The sequence below is a fragment of the Vibrio caribbeanicus ATCC BAA-2122 genome, assembly GCF_000165125.1.
Lineage (GTDB): Bacteria > Pseudomonadota > Gammaproteobacteria > Enterobacterales > Vibrionaceae > Vibrio > Vibrio caribbeanicus.
This window is the reverse complement of sequence record NZ_AEIU01000075.1, coordinates 42374-58333: the sequence shown is the minus strand read 5'-3', so window position 1 is coordinate 58333 and position 15960 is coordinate 42374. Positions and strand designations below refer to the sequence as shown.

Sequence of the window (15960 nt, the reverse complement as noted above, 5' to 3'; positions counted from 1 at the left end):
AAACGGATAAGTGGAGCAAGCTCCACTTATCCGTGACACTTTGAGAGTAATACAACGCGTTAGTAATTAACTTCTCCTATGCAATCGCATAGTAAGATGTCCCTTCCTCAAATTGAGACCCCTGCTCAGTTCTGAGGAATTCCGTATAGGAGTTACCAAATATCTGGTCTAATTCACTATAGCCATACGTTTCGGTCTGGCTTACATCAGAATTAAACACAAACAATTGGTTTGCACTACCAACAGAGCCATTACCCTCATATCCCTCAGTGTAGAAGTTTTCAATCGTTACTGTTGAACCACCAATACCGAATTTCAAGTCTTTAGACTGTTGCCCAGCGCTAGAAAATATTTGGATATGTTCAAAAACCTTGCTACCGAGATTAAAGGTGAATACATCATTAAGCGCTTGTGCACCAAAGTCCTCAGTTTCGCTGTCTAGGTTAAAGTCAATCAACTTAACCGAGTCTTCCGATGACTCAGAAAAGTCAAATACAAATTCATCAGCACCTGAACCACCAATCAAAACATTTGTACCGCCTGAACCATTGAGCTTATCGCTGCCTTCTCCGCCGAAAATAAGGTCACTGTTTGCAGAGCCAATAATCCCATCATTGTTCGCAGTCCCTCTTATCTCTAATCCCTCTTTTTGTTGAGAGGAAAAATCGTAAGTAACAAGGCCTTGGTAGCCACCTTCGGTACTGCGATTTAGAAATGCTCGCGCAGCTAAGTCATAATCGGCTAATTCGACTTTTGACTCAATTGCCTTGCCAAGGACGTCATGAATAGCTGTTGTATCCCACTGAATTTCTTCTATTTCAGAGAAAGCTAAGAAAGAACTTGATACATCATTCTCTTTGCCTAGCATGTTGGCGATTAGAGCAACAGTAACGTCTTCCATCTTTTCGGTGCCGTTGGCGCTTGGCAATAGATTTTTACGTAAACCTTCATTCTGGGTCAAAAACTCTTCAGCGACCGCATACAATGCTCCAAATTTAAATGCTTGCTCTGACCAGCTGTGAGAGAGGACAATTTTATCATTGCCTTCACCACCAACAACTTCTGCAAACTTGGGTAGCGTGTTTTCGTCATTTTGTGGTAATTCGATATCACCCACTAATGTGAAGGTGTCGTCACCTTTCCCTCCGAGCGCTGCGTGTTCTTGTGCCAAAGTAAAGCTGTCATCTCCATCGCGACCAGCGACAAGGAATGCACCGTTGTAATTAGTGATATCAAAATTATCATCCAAGTCACTGCCTGCAAGTAATTCAATATTTTTAAACTCATCATACAGAATGACCGACTCACCTAACTTACCAGATTCGATATAACGATATTCAACTAGCTCGGTTTTCTTACCCTTAGACACTTCGTATTCTCCGATCTTATCGAGATAAATACGAGCATCGCTATCAATCGTCTTTGCAACTTGAATATTGCCATATTGATTGACCGATACCTCTATTCCTTGCTCAAGATGTTTAAGATTTGCATAAGTTGCAGAGTCTTTACCAGAACCACCATCAAAGATACCTGTTCTATCTGTTTCAGTAATCCGCCCAGTAATATCAGACATTAAGAAGTTGTCATCACCAGCATTGGCCTCGATTGACAATGGAATATCGATCAATTCTTTTTGAGCTCGGAATGACTGCGCTTTAGTAACAATATTGTCCAAGTCAAAGGTTGTATTGTCACCGCCATCTTTAATCGTCCAGCCTTTGAGATTGCTAATATTAATTGTTGTTTCATATCTATTTTTTGATACATGTTCGGTTGATATATTTTCGTTTCCTGCCGCTGCCATGGGAGTAACAAATGTGAGCATATTATCTTTGCCTGTCGCAGCCCCATTCACGTTCGTACGCTCAATAACGCCCTGACTAGCATCAATCTTAATTTCTTCACGATTCCATTCACCAGTTTCAAGATCGGCTTTCTCGATAAATCCTGAAAAATGCTTTTGTGTCTGTTTTAGCTCTCCACCGACACCGGACAAACCAGCTAATTCTAGGTCACTTGCTGTCATTTGAACGGAACCTAAACCTGAGACTGAATCGTAACCTTTTTCGATAAAATGCTTTGCGTCATCAACAAAGTCAGATAAAGCTTTATCAGTAGAATGCTCAAAACTTTGGTCAAAGAAACCTGCAACACCTTCATTAAAGGCACGAATTTTCTCTGCCATATCTTCTGCTACATTATCAAGGTGAACTTGCTTCAAGCCCTCTAGCATTCCTTGCAGACCAGCGGTAATGCCTGCAATAACTAGTGCAACTGGGGCACCAACGCCAGTCGCAGCAGCCGCTGTCGTCCCAATTCCACCAAGAACACCCACCGCGGTACTGGCTGAATAAAAACCAACTTCAGTTCCATGGATATCTTCCAATAGCTCCGTTAGATATTGAGCGCTCGTTTCGTAGGCATCACTTGATTCATCGGTTTTGGCATCGACATCGTTGATATGATCTTTCGATTGTTCAAATGCCGCCCACTGCACTGGATTTATTGCACTTGCTAAAGAAGCGACGATCCCAAGAACAGGTACCGCACTAGAGACCGTTGTTCCTGTGATAGCGGCTTTCGCAGTAAGCACACCAACTGTGAGTCCCATAGCAAGGTTGGCACCTTGCATCACTGCCTCACCAATGTAATGTGCTTTATACTCATCTGGAGCGTCTTTAACGTTAAGGACTGCCTGAACTAGTGACGCAATTTGTGGGCCGACGCCAACTATCGCCGACCCTGCTCCTGTCCCCGCATGCAGGTTCTTCATCCCTTTAGTCGCATCAAAAAACTTAGACAACTCAACAAAACCATCCATACCGTCTTGGACTAGACCCATGTAGGTACTTGCTAGCGAGGTTGCCTGTGCTACTTGACCAGCGTGGTCATTTTCATCAACATCTTTTGAATGCCATTTAACAGCAGAAGCTATATTGTTACCGATAGATAGTGCTCTCATACCAGCATCAGACAGATCTGCAGCCTTACTCCATTTATCGAACTTGTCGAGGTGCTCTGTTTTTATGGTTTCTATATCGGTTTCTAGTGATGTTTTATTCTCTTTCTGAGTATTCAGTTCTTGTTGTGAAGCTTCATAAGCTTCAGAGTCTTGCCTAAGAGTTTCTTTTTTAGATGTAGCTTCAGCTTGTTTAGATATTACATCAGCGTTCACAGCATCAAAATCTGACTGGGCAACGTTTAAATAGCCCTGTTTAAGCTCAAGTTCTTGTGTGTCGATAGCCAATTGATTTTTGCTATTGATCAATTGGCTATCAAGTTGTTCTAGATGTCCTTTACCTTTTGCAATGTCGCTCGCCAAAGTCTCAATTTTTTGTTCAAGTTGAAGCTTTTTAGTTCTGATTTCAGAAGCTTCACTCTGCAAAGCACTCCTCTCTGATGTCAGAGACTCAATTTTTTGTTTGGCATTTGCAATATCTATTTTTTCTTTATCAACCTGTTCCTTTAGCTTGATGACTATCGGTTTATTTTTATCTTCTTTTTCGCTCAAGTTAGCGTTTAATTGCTCTAATTTAACCCGTTCAGAGGCGATGGCAGCATCTAACTCCTCTGTTTTTACTTTATTGTTATTAATTGCGTTCTCGAAAGCCGCAACACTTTTGTTCCCCTCGGCCTTCTCGAGTTCGAGTTGCTTCAAGTGGGATTCCTTGATTTCTTTCTCACTGGTGTATTTATTTTTCTCAGCTTTACTAGAAGCTACTTTCTCCTTCGCACTATTCACTTCCTGCTTTGCATCAGAGAGAGTTTGAACCTTCGAAGCAAGAAGAACCTCAGCAGCACTTAATTTATCGTTAGCCAATTCCGAAGCCTTTTCTGACGCCTCAAAAAGCACCTTTTTTTCGCTGTTTTCCGCTTCGAGTCCTTTTAATTCTTCCTCCAATGCCGTTAGTTTGTCATCCAGTTTGCTCTTGAATTCTGTTAGTTTGGATTTAAAGTTGTCCACCAATTGGTCTTCTTTACCGGGCCGGCCTTCGTGGCCCGTAAACTTCAAATTGACAACCTCTTGGTCTAACGTTGAATTGGTAAGTAGCTCCCTAATTTGAGATTGTACGTTTGCGTCTTTGAATTCGGTTTTCGCGAGTGCTGCAAAGCTATCTTTAGATTGGTTTTTCTCGAATTCGGCTATGGCCAATTGAGGAACCTGCAATGCACTTTTTATTGCTGTAAAAGCAAATTCAGCCATTGCAGCATCGTCTTCTCCAAAAATACCTTTTTTACCGATTAGTTGCCCTAAGGCTCTGCCGTTTTCTATCAGGGCAAGGTTGGTAATCAACTCTTTTCGATAAATATCTACTTGGCTTTTGCCCTTAGCAACGTCGAGTAACTCGCCGTCACTGAGGTATTTTGTCCAGTTGGTGTTTTCTATATCAGATGTATTGTTCTTACCCGTGTCTTTGTCCGCAAAAAAGTCACTGGCTTTCAAATCTCCCCAGTTCTTTTTTACCATGTGACCAAAGTAAGCTGTATTGTTTTCTAGCTTATCAACACTATTGATCATAGAGGCAGTCTTGGCTTTCCATGCTAAGCTCCACTCAACTTCATTTTCGTTTTGTGGAGGGACTCCGAAGATATCCTGACTTGCATGGACGATTTCATCTGCCTGAGATGCATAAAGCTCAACAAGAACCTCTTCTAAACTGATGCCTGTCTCAGACTGTGAAACTAGCTTTTTCTCTATAGTTGCTATTTGTTTTTTGAGCGATTCAATATCAAATATGTTGGCGTCGATTGATTTTGAGTTGATTTGATGTTTAAGGTCTGCCAAGAATTGGCCAAAATCTGCTGAGCTGAGCGTTTCTTTTGCGTCCGTTATCGGTGTCGTCATATTTTACGTCCTGTCATGATACTAATACTAAGCAAATCAATACTAATCACCAAATATGCCCACATCATGTCGTCCAAATGACATGCGTTTTCCTTAACAAAACAGTGGCGTTTTTATCGATCCTTGATGACTTTGTCTACAACATAGAGCTGCTTTCCTCTCCCTTTTGTAAACAAGGGAGAAAAGGACAGTGAATGTATTACTGCATAATCTGAATTTATACTCACCAGCGCCCACCTGACTAATGAGAAAACCATTAATAGCACTAATGTTAAAAATAAAAATATTTGTGTTAATAAAATGTGACTTGAGTATTAATATCTAGATTTAGATCACGTGAAAAAGCAAAAAATGCATAAAAATACGTCGAAAAAACGATAAGTGAGAACAATAAGTGAACAAAAGTAGCATTGTTGTCGATAACTTGAAGAAAGTGACGTGTTTAAAAAACGACGAAAAAATAGATAATTATGCTTAAAAAAAGCACCAAGTAAGGTGAATAAACTGGTGCTAAATGAATAAAAATAGCCAACCCAAGGATAGGCTGACTATTTCCGATAGTTTATGTTGCTTCGTATTAGTAGCTTGCCACTAGTGTGGCTCCATTGTAAGCACTATATGCATTTAGCATGATATGATAGCGCCCTGCTTGAGTGTTCGAAATAGTGCAGACTTCGTTATTACCGTAACGATAAGGCCTACAGTCCCACTGACTCGTTGTGGGCTTTGCACCATGGCGGACATACAGATCAGCATCTCCACTACCGCCATTAAGAGTTACCTTAAGCGTGTTTCCTGCATTAACATCGATAAAGTATTCTTTCTGTTGACCGCGACTTGCCTGCAAGTTGGTCACTGGCACGCCGTTATCCAATTTACCCTCTGGCGGTGGTGGAGGTGGGCAGTCATTGCCACACCCGCTACCGTTTTGGCTATATAACAACTTATTCGTCGTTCCCTTAGTATCACTTACCTTACCCACACTCGCCCTTTGGCTGATTAGGCTCGATAATTCAGCAGGAGATAAATTTCCTTTTTCTTGAAGATACAGCGCAGCTACACCAGCAACATGCGGAGTAGCCATTGAAGTACCACTTATTGTTTTATAACCACCGTCATACCATGCCGATTTTATATCTGATCCAGGAGCAAATACGTCTACACAGCTTCCCCAGTTGGAGAAACTCGAACGACGGTCTCGGTTCGTTGTTGAGCCTACAGTAACGCCAGTAGATTCTCTCGCTGGAGACGAATTACATGCGTCAGCATTTGAGTTACCAGCTGCAAGTAAAAAGCTAACACCTGATTGAACTGCATTTGCAACAGCTTGGTCTAGCGCATTCGAAATGCCACCGCCAAGACTCATATTGGCAACAGAGGGGCCACTTGCATTTTCAGCAACCCAATCAACCCCGCCAATCACACCAGAAGTTGTTCCTGAACCTCTACAGCTCAGAACTCGCACACCGACAATATTGACATTTTTAGCCACTCCATATTGGGCACCGCCTATGGTGCCAGCTACATGAGTACCGTGCCCATTACAATCTGATGCATCATTATCGTTATCCACAAAATCATAACCTGACGTTGATCGTCCACCGAATTCACTGTGCGTATTAGTGACACCAGTATCAATAACATACGCCGTCACACCAGTCCCGTCATAGTTATAATCGTAACTACCGCTGAGAGGCAGGTCTCTCTGATCAATTCGGTCTAATCCCCAAACAGCATTGGCCTGAGAAGCATTATTCGATATTACAGGATCAAGCGTGATAGTCTGATCTTGTTCAATAAAATCAACCGTTGGGTCGCTACGCAGTGATTTGAGTTGCTTTGCATCCAAATTTGCAGTGAATGCGCTTAGAGCACTGCCAAACACTCTGTTGATCTTGAACGCATTTTGATCGGCCAGAAATTGTGCTGTATTTTGGGTATAAAGCTCCAAAGATTCTGTGCCAGCCGTCATTGAAGTCGGTTGTTTTAGAACAACGATATAGCTGCCTTTAATTGCTGCACTTTCAGGAGCATGGAATAGAGGAGCAACGAGGCTTTCCTGTGAAGAAAGTGTACTTTCCACTTTCTGCTGAGCAAAAAGCGGGGCGGATGAAATGAGTAAAGCCGATGCAATACAACAACTGAGCGTTTTGTTATACATATACAAATCCTTTGAACGGTAAAGGTTTTATTGAGCACCACTTAACATTAAGCAGGCATGATTGTTGTTCCATTTATGGAATCTTATTCAATTTCAAAAATATGAAGTGGCTTAGCTAATTGCAAAATAATCATTTTAATCATTCATTAATTTGCCATGCTCCACATGTGTGTCATGTAACTCACACAACGTCTCTCTATTTCAAATGAGACCTCATTCCCAAATAAGAGTTATTGCTCTACTTTTGTTGTATTTCATGCTATCGACCAAGTTATCTTCAGCTAACTTTTTCAACGTTTGTGTATAAATTTAAAAGTCGGTATAAACTTAATGTAATCGCGACTTATATTCTCTGGCGTGATGCGGAAAAAAAATTATATCGTTCTATACTAATTAGTACTTTGCAGCGGCTGTGCCCAATAAAGCGGGGAACCTATGTGGTTATTTCAGAAAGATAAGAAGTCCGAAGAACAAGAAAGTGAGTTACTCAAATATCAACAAATCGTAGCATCTTTGAATCAAGCTTTGGCCAGTATCGAGTTTGATACTAATGGAAATATCCAAACAGCGAGTCCCTCCTTTCTAAAAGCAATGGGATATACGCTCGAGGAAGTTAAGGGAAAACACCATCGAATATTTTGCAACTCTGAATACACCAGAACTAGTGATTACCAAAAATTCTGGGCAGACCTAGCGAAAGGTGACTTAAAATCTGGAACTTTTCAGCGTTACGACAAAGATGGCAATAAAGTATTTATTGAAGCAACCTATTTCCCTATAAGAGATGATAAGGGCAAGGTCGTCAATGTGATGAAAATCGCCTCCGACGTTACAGAGAAAACTTTACAAGCCGCGTCGCAAAGAGATTTAATTACCGGACTGAATCAAAACTTCGCCGTGATTGAATTTGAACCCGACGGAACTATTCTCACTGCAAACGATAACTTTTTAAAGACGGTCGGATATTCACTCGAAGAGATACAAGGTAAACATCATCGTATGTTTTGCTTTGACGATTTTTATCAGCAAAACCCAAACTTTTGGCGTGATTTGTCATGCGGCAAAGCGTTTAGTGGGCGTTTCTTGAGAAAAAATAGTCACGGCCAAGAAGTTTGGATTCAAGCCGCCTACAGCCCTGTCTGTGACGGAAAACACCGAATCTACAAAGTCGTTAAGTTTGCCTCTGACATCACCGCAGATGTTGACAGAGAAAAGATGGTTGCAGAAGCTGCCAATATCGCGTTCAGCACATCAGTCGAAACATCCAAAGTTGCTCAAGAGGGAAATAAGGTTCTTCAGGATACCGTTGGTATCTCGCAAAAAATGGTAGAAAACCTCACCAAGTCGATCTCCAAAATAGAGGAGTTGGGTACCTTATCAAATGATGTATCTGAGATCGTGAAAACCATTGGTGGTATTGCGGATCAAACTAACCTTCTCGCTCTCAATGCGGCCATAGAAGCTGCGCGAGCAGGTGAACAAGGGCGTGGTTTTGCGGTTGTTGCAGATGAGGTAAGGCAGTTAGCATCTCGAACTTCTGAATCAACCGAAGAAATTACGCAGGTTGTAGACAAAAATATGTCGTTGACTGAAGACATTACAAAAGCCATGAACGATGTAAATAAGATAGCCGAGGAAACCAATGGCCGTATTGTTGAAGTCTCCTCTACCATGGATGATATATACAAGGGAGCGGAGAGTGTCGCGAATGCAGTCGGTCAATTGAAAATAGACAAAAATTAATTTGTCTGTTGTTGACTTGTCTCTCTGAAAAGCCAGCCTCGCTGGCTTTAATCATCTTTATCGTAAACCTTTACCAAACAACCTCAAGCCAATCAAAAATGAAGAAACCGTTCGACAAGACGATATAACAGATAGCACTAACACTAACCAAAGTGGTAACCCACCGCCACCGCCACGACTAGCGGCAGAAACATCGCTAGACGCACTATCGATGGTTTGGTTTGAAACCGATAATTTAGCACCTTGAAACGCCTGCGCGCCATAAATCATGACGTAATAAGTGCCTGGGTTTCTTGATATCGTGCAGGTTTCTTGATTTGAGCCAGAGACTGAAAGACAGTCATAATCAGAAGTACTCGGCGCAGAACCCACTTTTACATACAGGTTAGCGTCTCCGATCCCGCCAGACAAATTAAACGATAGGCTCTTTAACGATCTTTGCACTATGAAAGCTTCTGAATTGATGATGAAAGAATAGTATCTTTTGTCTCCTTGGTTACCCTCAATATCCGAAATGGGTGATAGTACATCAATAGGAACAGCCAATTCTTCGGGAGACAGAGAGCTGGTCTGGTCTATCAATGATAATACCACATCTGAAAAGGAGGAATAGCCATCAATCATGATATAAAACTCATCACCACTTTCACCTATTGCATTGCAACTCTCATCATTCCCATAGTAGTAGGGGCGACAATCATAATCAGCCTTTGAAGGCACCATACCTCGTTTAAGATATAAATCTGCATCCCCTTCTCCTCCAGAAATGCTCACTTTGACCTCCTGAGCATTATCGCTTAAAGCAAACTTATAAAATAGTACGTCGCCACGGCTACCAGACAAACTTGAAATGGTTTGACCGACACTCAGCGTTTCTGGGGGGGACTCGACAACATCTAGCTTTAATGATGCGTTGGCGTACTCGCTTTCTCCGAAAATAAGCACATTATATTCACCACTACCCTGTAAGGTAACATTGCATGTCTCGGTATTGTTTGAGGTAAGCGACGCACAATCATAATTATCTTTAGTTGGCCAGCTATTGTATTTTAAGTAGAGATTCGCGTCACCACTGCCACCTGCTAGAGTCAATGTTGCAGCTTCTGTATTTTGAGGTAAATTGAAATAGTAAAATTGCTCAGAATCTCTGACTCCACTTATATTACTGATAATATTGACACTTGAGAGCTCGGTAGCGGAAAAACACGACCTCACACCAACCTGAGAAAAAGCACTTACTACATCGTCTGTGTTATAGCCCATGTCCGCGGAGGCTCGCTTGACACCACAGCCCCCTTGGTCAAATGTCGTTGTTGGTGTCCAATATAGTTTATTTGCGAGCGCATAGACTTCAAATGCTTTTTTGACGTTCCAATCAGGCATGTTCGCCAACAGATAAAAAGCTCGATTGAAAACTCCGCTAGAATAATGAACATCTAACCCATCATAATATTGATTTGCGTGATCAATTGAACGCCCATCTCTCGAGGGAGTTTCAAAATAGCGAAGCGCCCCGGTTGATTTAAAAATTGCACGCCCAACTTGCCAATCAACGTCACCTTTCCAGTAATATTCTGCGGCTTCACCGGCGACATCAGAAAAAGCTTCATTAATTCCCCCTGACATACCGGAGTAAATCAAGTCTGAGTTCTGGTCGGTAAAGCCATGACTAACTTCATGAGCGGAGACATTAACATCAACTAAAGGGTAAAACCGCGAATAGCCATCACCAAAGGTCATAGAGCTTCCATTCCAAAATGCATTCTCATAATTGTTCCCGTAGTGAACTCGCATGACTAATTGAAAAGTAAGTGGAGGTATACCCAACCACTCTTGGTACATGTCAAATACCAATTGACCGAAGAAATGAGCATCATTCAATGGCGAAAATGCACCATTAATTGCCTTAAAGGAATTAAAGTTGTTCGAATCATTACAAGCATATGAAAAAGCGGAAGAACCATATGTACCATGATGCAAATTTACAGTTTTGACACGGGGTGTTTCTAATCGACAAGTGTTACCTACCTTATCAATTTTAAATTTACTGTAATCTGTTCCAAATGTGTATTGGCCAACTTTTTCATTCCCACCAGGCCCTGTGGCCAGATCTTCGATGTGAGCAAGACCCTCCCACATTTTGATTATTCGACCAGATTTCGCATCAATATATGCGTGTGGACGAGTTGGCTTCTTTGCAGCCAGAAAGAAGCTAACTTTATAAATTAGTCTTGGAACGTTTTGCGTATCTAACCAAATAATCAGCTCAGACTTTTCGTTTTCTGGAGTAAGGACTTCGACAGCGGGTACATTAATGAAGTGTTTTTCTTTAAGAATCGCGAGGGCTCGACTGTGAGTGAGGTTGGGTTTGGTTACCTGCTGATCCAAGGTCAAGCCGCTAACTTTGAGTCCTTTCGCATTAACGTAACGATTATTCTCAACATCAGAAACGGCTCGGCCTTTTTCAACAGGAATTCCCATATAATACTGTCGATGTTTAACTTTCACTTTACCGTTAGGAAGAACAACACGTTCGACTGGATAGAAGCCAGTTTTATTAGTGGCGCTCGATAATGACTGGACTTGTGAGGTAGTCGAGGTAAATATTGTATCATCCACCTCTTCAACAATTGCAGCTTCAATATTGAACGCTAGAACTAAGCTGACAGGCAAAAGTCTATGTAACCACACACTATGATTCATACCCCTTACCCCCAGTCATTTCGATGTAAGACAACATGAACTTAATAAGGATGGTTTATGAAAAGGCGCAGATAAAGTTGAGAGACGATTTCCTATACAATTAAAACCTAAAATGTATAAAAACTGTGAGCTCAGTAAGAAAAACTGGGTAACTCAAAATTTAATCAGTGCCAGAATGATAATCTCACTTGGATATTTAGGGCTTAGGATCAATATGTCGTCCACTCGTATACTCATCACTGAACTCAAGAATCAGCTCAAAGCTCGAGGGCTACGTTATTGTGATATTGCTCAGAATTTAAAGCTAAGTGAAGGCTCTGTCAAAAGACTCCTTGCTGAAGGTAACCAAATAAGTTTAGAGAGACTTGAAAGTATATGCTCGCTGCTCGACATGGACATGTCAGAGTTATTCAAGTTAGCTTACAGCAAAGATAACACGATCACCTCCCTGACACTTAAACAAGAACAACGCTTGATAGACGACAAACGGCTCCTATTGGTTGCTATATGTGTTATCAACGGTTACCAGTTTCAACAAATCGTACAGCAATATCAATTTACAAAGGCTGAGTTAATTCAGAGACTTGCTGAGTTGGACAGGCTGAATATTATTGAGCTGCTACCAGAAAATAAAATTCGTTTGCGTATTTCCCCATCATTTAGATGGCAACACGGCGGACCAATCCAAGCTTTTTTTCAGCAGCAGGTCAAAGAAGCATTTTTCAACAGCGACTTTTCCGGCAGTGATGAAGAACTTGTCATGGCAACCGGACTGATGAGCATACCAACGAACAGAAAAATGCAGCAAAAATTACTCAAGGTAGTGGAAGAGTTCTATCTTTCTTGCCAGAGTGATGAGTCACTAACTATCGATGAAAAGCATGGAACTTCACTTATCGTTGCGATTAGAAAATGGACCTTACCACTCTTTAGGGATATAGAGCACAAACACAATGACTAGACACCAAGTTCATTGGCGTCTTTTAGCTCATCAGTATAAAAGTAACATATAGCGTTACTTTAAGCTTCGTTAGATAAGACTTCATCATCTGTTATAGCCGCAGAAATGCAAACAGATACAATAAGCGCACTCCATAGCTATATACCGAAACAACGAGGAGCCGCTATGTTTGCCACAAAACGATTTCTCCCTTTTTTTATTACCCAATGCTTGGGGGCGATCAATGACAACTTGTATAAAAATGTTTTATTGATACTCGTCACCTACTCACAAGTCGAAATAACATATTGCTCAAGCGAACTCTTCGTAAACATCGCAGCGGGCCTGTTTATCTTGCCGTTCTTCTTGTTTTCTTCTCATGCAGGACAAGTTGCTGATAACTCGGATAAAGCTAAACTCATTAGACGGCTAAAACAGACAGAGTTAATTATCATGCTATTAGCTGGCGTTGCTATCTTAGCGAAAAGTGCGACCACAATGTTGATACTGCTTTTTTTAACGGGAACTCAATCTGCATATTTTGGCCCGGTAAAATATGCTCTATTGCCTCAAGCACTAAAACAAAATGAATTAGTCAAAGGCAACGCTTGGGTTGAGGTCGGTACGTTTCTCTCCATTCTTATTGGGACACTTAGTGCTGGTATCATAACGGCTGCCTCATATGGTGATAAGATTGCTGCGTTTAGCATTTTTACTCTTGCTCTACTCGGTTACATCAGTAGTAACTTTATCCCTGCAGCACCCAATCATAAGGCTAGCCCTCAAAAGTCCATACAGAGACCATTTCTAGGATTTTTTGAGACCCTAAAGCTAGCCAAAAATGACTCAAATATCTGTTTCGCTATTCTTGCGATCAGTTGGTTTTGGTTTATCGGTGCAAGCTATTTAACTCAATTCCCTAATTTTACCATGCACTATTTGTTGGGAGATAGCACCGTTGTTTCTTTACTCCTCGCCCTATTTTCCGTCGGAATAGCGATGGGTTCTTGGCTGTATACAAAACTATCACGTAATAAAATTGAGCTCGGTTTAATACCTCTTGCCCTAATTGGTGTATCTCTGTTTAGTGCGGACCTTTTGCACGCAATGCCGGCACCACACACTGATGGTCAGAAATATTTGAGTGTTCAATTGTTCATTGCAAAAACCGAACATCTGCGTGTCATGTTCGATATCTTATTTATCGGACTCAGTGGCGGTATTTTTATCGTGCCTTTATATACTTACGTTCAAAGTAAAGCCCCCAAAAATAAGTGCGCTCAGATGATTGCTGCAAACAATATTATCAACGCATTTTTTATGGTTGCCGCTGCATTAACTTCGATTCTAGTCCTGAGTATTTTTGACCGTAACATTGCTGATTTATTCGGCTTGATTGCAACATTAAACGTCTTTGTCGCTCTAATTATTTATAAAAAAACGTCGAAGTTCACCTTGCGATTTATTAGTGCATTTCTGATTCGGATCATGTACCGAGTCAAGATCGAAGGTCAAAAAAATATTCCCACTACAGGGCCCGCGCTTTTGGTCTCTAACCATGTGACATACCTTGATGCTTTGATCTTGATGGGAGCTTCTCATCGCCCGATTCGTTTTATTATGGATAAATCAATAAGTGAAATACCTTTATTAAAATGGGTGTTCCGTCAGGCTGGTATCATCCCGATTTGTTCACCAAGACAATGTCAAACCACTTATAATCAGGCCTTTATCACTATCAACGAAGCACTGAGTAACAATGAAGTGGTGTGTATCTTCCCAGAGGGACGTTTAACCAATGATGGGCAGCTTGGTGAATTTCGCTCAGGTGTTGACAAAATAATCAAAGAAAATTCGGTGCCAACTGTTGCGATTGCACTAAACGGAATGTGGGGTTCATTTTTTAGCCACAAAGGCGGGCACGCCTTGACGACTAGACCAAGACGATTTTGGTCTAAAATTGGTATCAATATCGGAAGTGTCGCTTACCAAGAGAACTCTATAACACTCAGACAAAAAGTTCAGACCCTAATAAGTTAAATATAATGCTCTGGCTCAAGGAGAGGCCACTTCTTGAGCCATTGCTTGGTTTTCAACCGAGATTGGTATACGTGCTTATCTCTCTTATCGTTGTAAGATACTTTACCCGCCAGCAGTGATTCAAAACCAAAGGCACTGATAAAGTCATAACATCCATCTTCTAATAATCTCACTCCAACGGCTGTCTCTTTCTCTGGCCAGTAACTCATGGCATCCAAAGTACTCGTGTAAGCCGGATCGTGATTTTTCTTGTGCATAACGGCTTGATTTCTTACTTGCCAGTTCAGGTGAGGAAGACAATTACTGAGGTATTTTTCGTACGCTAAATAGTGATCTGGCTCCTGCTCTGTTGGGTCAAAATATACAACATCAACATCATTAAGGGGCGTCGGTACACGGTAGTTGTGCAGCGAATCCCACACTAGATTACGCAAAAAGCCGGCAGCAATATAACATTGAGGCAACGACAAGGATGAGACACAAAGCAGCGCCTGTTTTCTCTCAAAGTCTGACTCAAGCATCTGTATTAGTCGATCCAAGAATAATTCTCTCTTAACGTAATTGACTGTCCTTACTCCCTCTACGGTTAAAAAGGTTTAACGCCTTTTCATTGTCATCTTTTTCACTCTGACATTGGATACACAGCTCAACTCCGGGTAGTGCTTGGCGCCTTCCTAAAGGGATCTGTTCTCCACATTCAATACAGTATTCCGTCGTATTTGACTGGTGGTGTAATTTTGAGCGTGCACGAACAATGGCATCATCGATGGTCGCATCGATTTGCTCTTGAACGCCTCCATCTTTTGTAAAACCATTTGCCATGTTAAACCTCTCACATTTTCTAACATGCTACCCATTATTAGAAAACATCAGTGGTTTGATAATAGCTAAAATAGCAATTTTGCATTACCGAGCTGAAATAATCTTGGCACATCAACGTAAGAAAAGCTATTCAAATAATCTCAATTGTTGAATGGGTAGCTCGGTAGAATGCTTTACCTCATCGAGGACGAAAAGCGTCTGCGCATCTCGAACTCCCGGATAAGATCTCAGTGTTTTCAAAACAAACTTTGAGAGCTCTTTATTATCTGTTGCCACCACCTTCATTAAGTGGTCATACGGCCCAGATAATGAGTAGCACTCCAAAATGAATGGGTCGTCTTTCGCGGCGTTCTTGAACTGATCAAAAGCAGCTTCACTCTGTTGATCAATACTCACTTGAACAAAGGCTGTCACAGCAAATCCTGCTCGGTCAGAATCAACAATAGCACGATAGCCTTTAATAATTCCGGACTCTTCCAAAGAGCGAGTACGACGAAGACATGTCGATTCAGACATCCCAGTGATTTTTGCCAGTTCAACGATGGGCATTCGTCCATTTTTCTGCAGTTGTAAAATGATTTTTTTATCTTGCTGGGTCAGCATGACGGGTCCCTTCATTTTTAAATGCAAGATTGAAGCATACCACCAAAACTCATCGTTTAAATGCAAATTTTGACGACTAAATTCACGAAAATTTGATTA

General features: G+C 41.3%; 9 protein-coding genes and 1 pseudogene. 4 read left to right on the top strand and 6 right to left on the bottom strand.

What is annotated here, in order from left to right:
- Positions 1-76: 76 nt before the first annotated feature.
- Both RH40_RS11275 and RH40_RS11270 read right to left on the bottom strand, forming a co-directional pair.
- Positions 77-4849, bottom strand: a complete 4773-nt coding sequence (locus RH40_RS11275; protein ID WP_009601635.1) for a bifunctional hemolysin-adenylate cyclase precursor — start codon at positions 4847-4849, stop codon at positions 77-79.
- A 577-nt stretch (positions 4850-5426) separates the two neighbouring features.
- Positions 5427-7010 (bottom strand): S8 family peptidase, encoded by a 1584-nt coding sequence (locus RH40_RS11270; RefSeq protein WP_009601634.1) that lies wholly within the window; start codon positions 7008-7010, stop codon positions 5427-5429.
- 435 nt (positions 7011-7445) lie between these two features.
- Between RH40_RS11270 and RH40_RS21310 the strand changes: the two are divergent.
- Positions 7446-8210 (top strand): annotated as a pseudogene (locus RH40_RS21310) (PAS domain-containing protein); the annotation flags it as partial.
- A 15-nt stretch (positions 8211-8225) separates the two neighbouring features.
- Positions 8226-8753: a methyl-accepting chemotaxis protein gene (locus tag RH40_RS21305; RefSeq protein ID WP_241209888.1), complete on the top strand. Its 528-nt coding sequence runs from the start codon at positions 8226-8228 to the stop codon at positions 8751-8753.
- Positions 8754-8810: 57 nt separating this feature from the next.
- On the opposite strand, the gene RH40_RS11260 is transcribed toward RH40_RS21305, so the two are convergent.
- Positions 8811-11456 carry a M4 family metallopeptidase gene (locus RH40_RS11260; RefSeq protein ID WP_009601631.1) on the bottom strand — a complete coding sequence of 882 codons (2646 nt, stop codon included), beginning with the start codon at positions 11454-11456 and terminating at the stop codon, positions 8811-8813.
- Positions 11457-11670: 214 nt separating this feature from the next.
- Here RH40_RS11260 and RH40_RS11255 point away from each other — a divergent pair, with 214 nt between their 5' ends.
- Positions 11671-12417 (top strand): helix-turn-helix domain-containing protein, encoded by a 747-nt coding sequence (locus RH40_RS11255; RefSeq protein ID WP_039954625.1) that lies wholly within the window; start codon positions 11671-11673, stop codon positions 12415-12417.
- A gap of 165 nt (positions 12418-12582) precedes the next feature.
- A complete protein-coding gene (locus RH40_RS11250) occupies positions 12583-14436 on the top strand; it encodes an MFS transporter (RefSeq protein ID WP_009601626.1) in 1854 nt (617 codons plus the stop codon).
- On the opposite strand, the gene RH40_RS11245 is transcribed toward RH40_RS11250, so the two are convergent.
- The 3 genes from RH40_RS11245 to RH40_RS11235 all read right to left on the bottom strand — a co-directional run bounded on the left by RH40_RS11245 (position 14433) and on the right by RH40_RS11235 (position 15861).
- Positions 14433-14957 carry a nucleotidyltransferase family protein gene (locus tag RH40_RS11245; protein ID WP_009601624.1) on the bottom strand — a complete coding sequence of 175 codons (525 nt, stop codon included), beginning with the start codon at positions 14955-14957 and terminating at the stop codon, positions 14433-14435. The genes RH40_RS11250 and RH40_RS11245 overlap by 4 nt on opposite strands.
- Before the next feature lie 31 nt (positions 14958-14988).
- Positions 14989-15258 (bottom strand): DksA/TraR family C4-type zinc finger protein, encoded by a 270-nt coding sequence (locus tag RH40_RS11240; protein WP_009601622.1) that lies wholly within the window; start codon positions 15256-15258, stop codon positions 14989-14991.
- 126 nt (positions 15259-15384) lie between these two features.
- A complete protein-coding gene (locus RH40_RS11235; RefSeq protein WP_009601620.1) occupies positions 15385-15861 on the bottom strand; it encodes an Lrp/AsnC family transcriptional regulator in 477 nt (158 codons plus the stop codon).
- Positions 15862-15960: the final 99 nt, after the last annotated feature.

What these genes read in the sequence shown, in the direction of transcription:
- RH40_RS11235 (WP_009601620.1), bottom strand. Translation starts at nt 15,861, where the DNA reads ATGCTGACCCAGCAAGATAAAAAAATCATTTTACAACTGCAGAAAAAT.
- RH40_RS11255 (WP_039954625.1), top strand. Translation starts at nt 11,671, where the DNA reads ATGTCGTCCACTCGTATACTCATCACTGAACTCAAGAATCAGCTCAAA.
- RH40_RS11260 (WP_009601631.1), bottom strand. Translation starts at nt 11,456, where the DNA reads ATGAATCATAGTGTGTGGTTACATAGACTTTTGCCTGTCAGCTTAGTT.
- RH40_RS11270 (WP_009601634.1), bottom strand. Translation starts at nt 7,010, where the DNA reads ATGTATAACAAAACGCTCAGTTGTTGTATTGCATCGGCTTTACTCATT.
- RH40_RS21305 (WP_241209888.1), top strand. Translation starts at nt 8,226, where the DNA reads ATGGTTGCAGAAGCTGCCAATATCGCGTTCAGCACATCAGTCGAAACA.
- RH40_RS11275 (WP_009601635.1), bottom strand. Translation starts at nt 4,849, where the DNA reads ATGACGACACCGATAACGGACGCAAAAGAAACGCTCAGCTCAGCAGAT.
- RH40_RS11245 (WP_009601624.1), bottom strand. Translation starts at nt 14,957, where the DNA reads ATGCTTGAGTCAGACTTTGAGAGAAAACAGGCGCTGCTTTGTGTCTCA.
- RH40_RS11240 (WP_009601622.1), bottom strand. Translation starts at nt 15,258, where the DNA reads ATGGCAAATGGTTTTACAAAAGATGGAGGCGTTCAAGAGCAAATCGAT.
- RH40_RS11250 (WP_009601626.1), top strand. Translation starts at nt 12,583, where the DNA reads ATGTTTGCCACAAAACGATTTCTCCCTTTTTTTATTACCCAATGCTTG.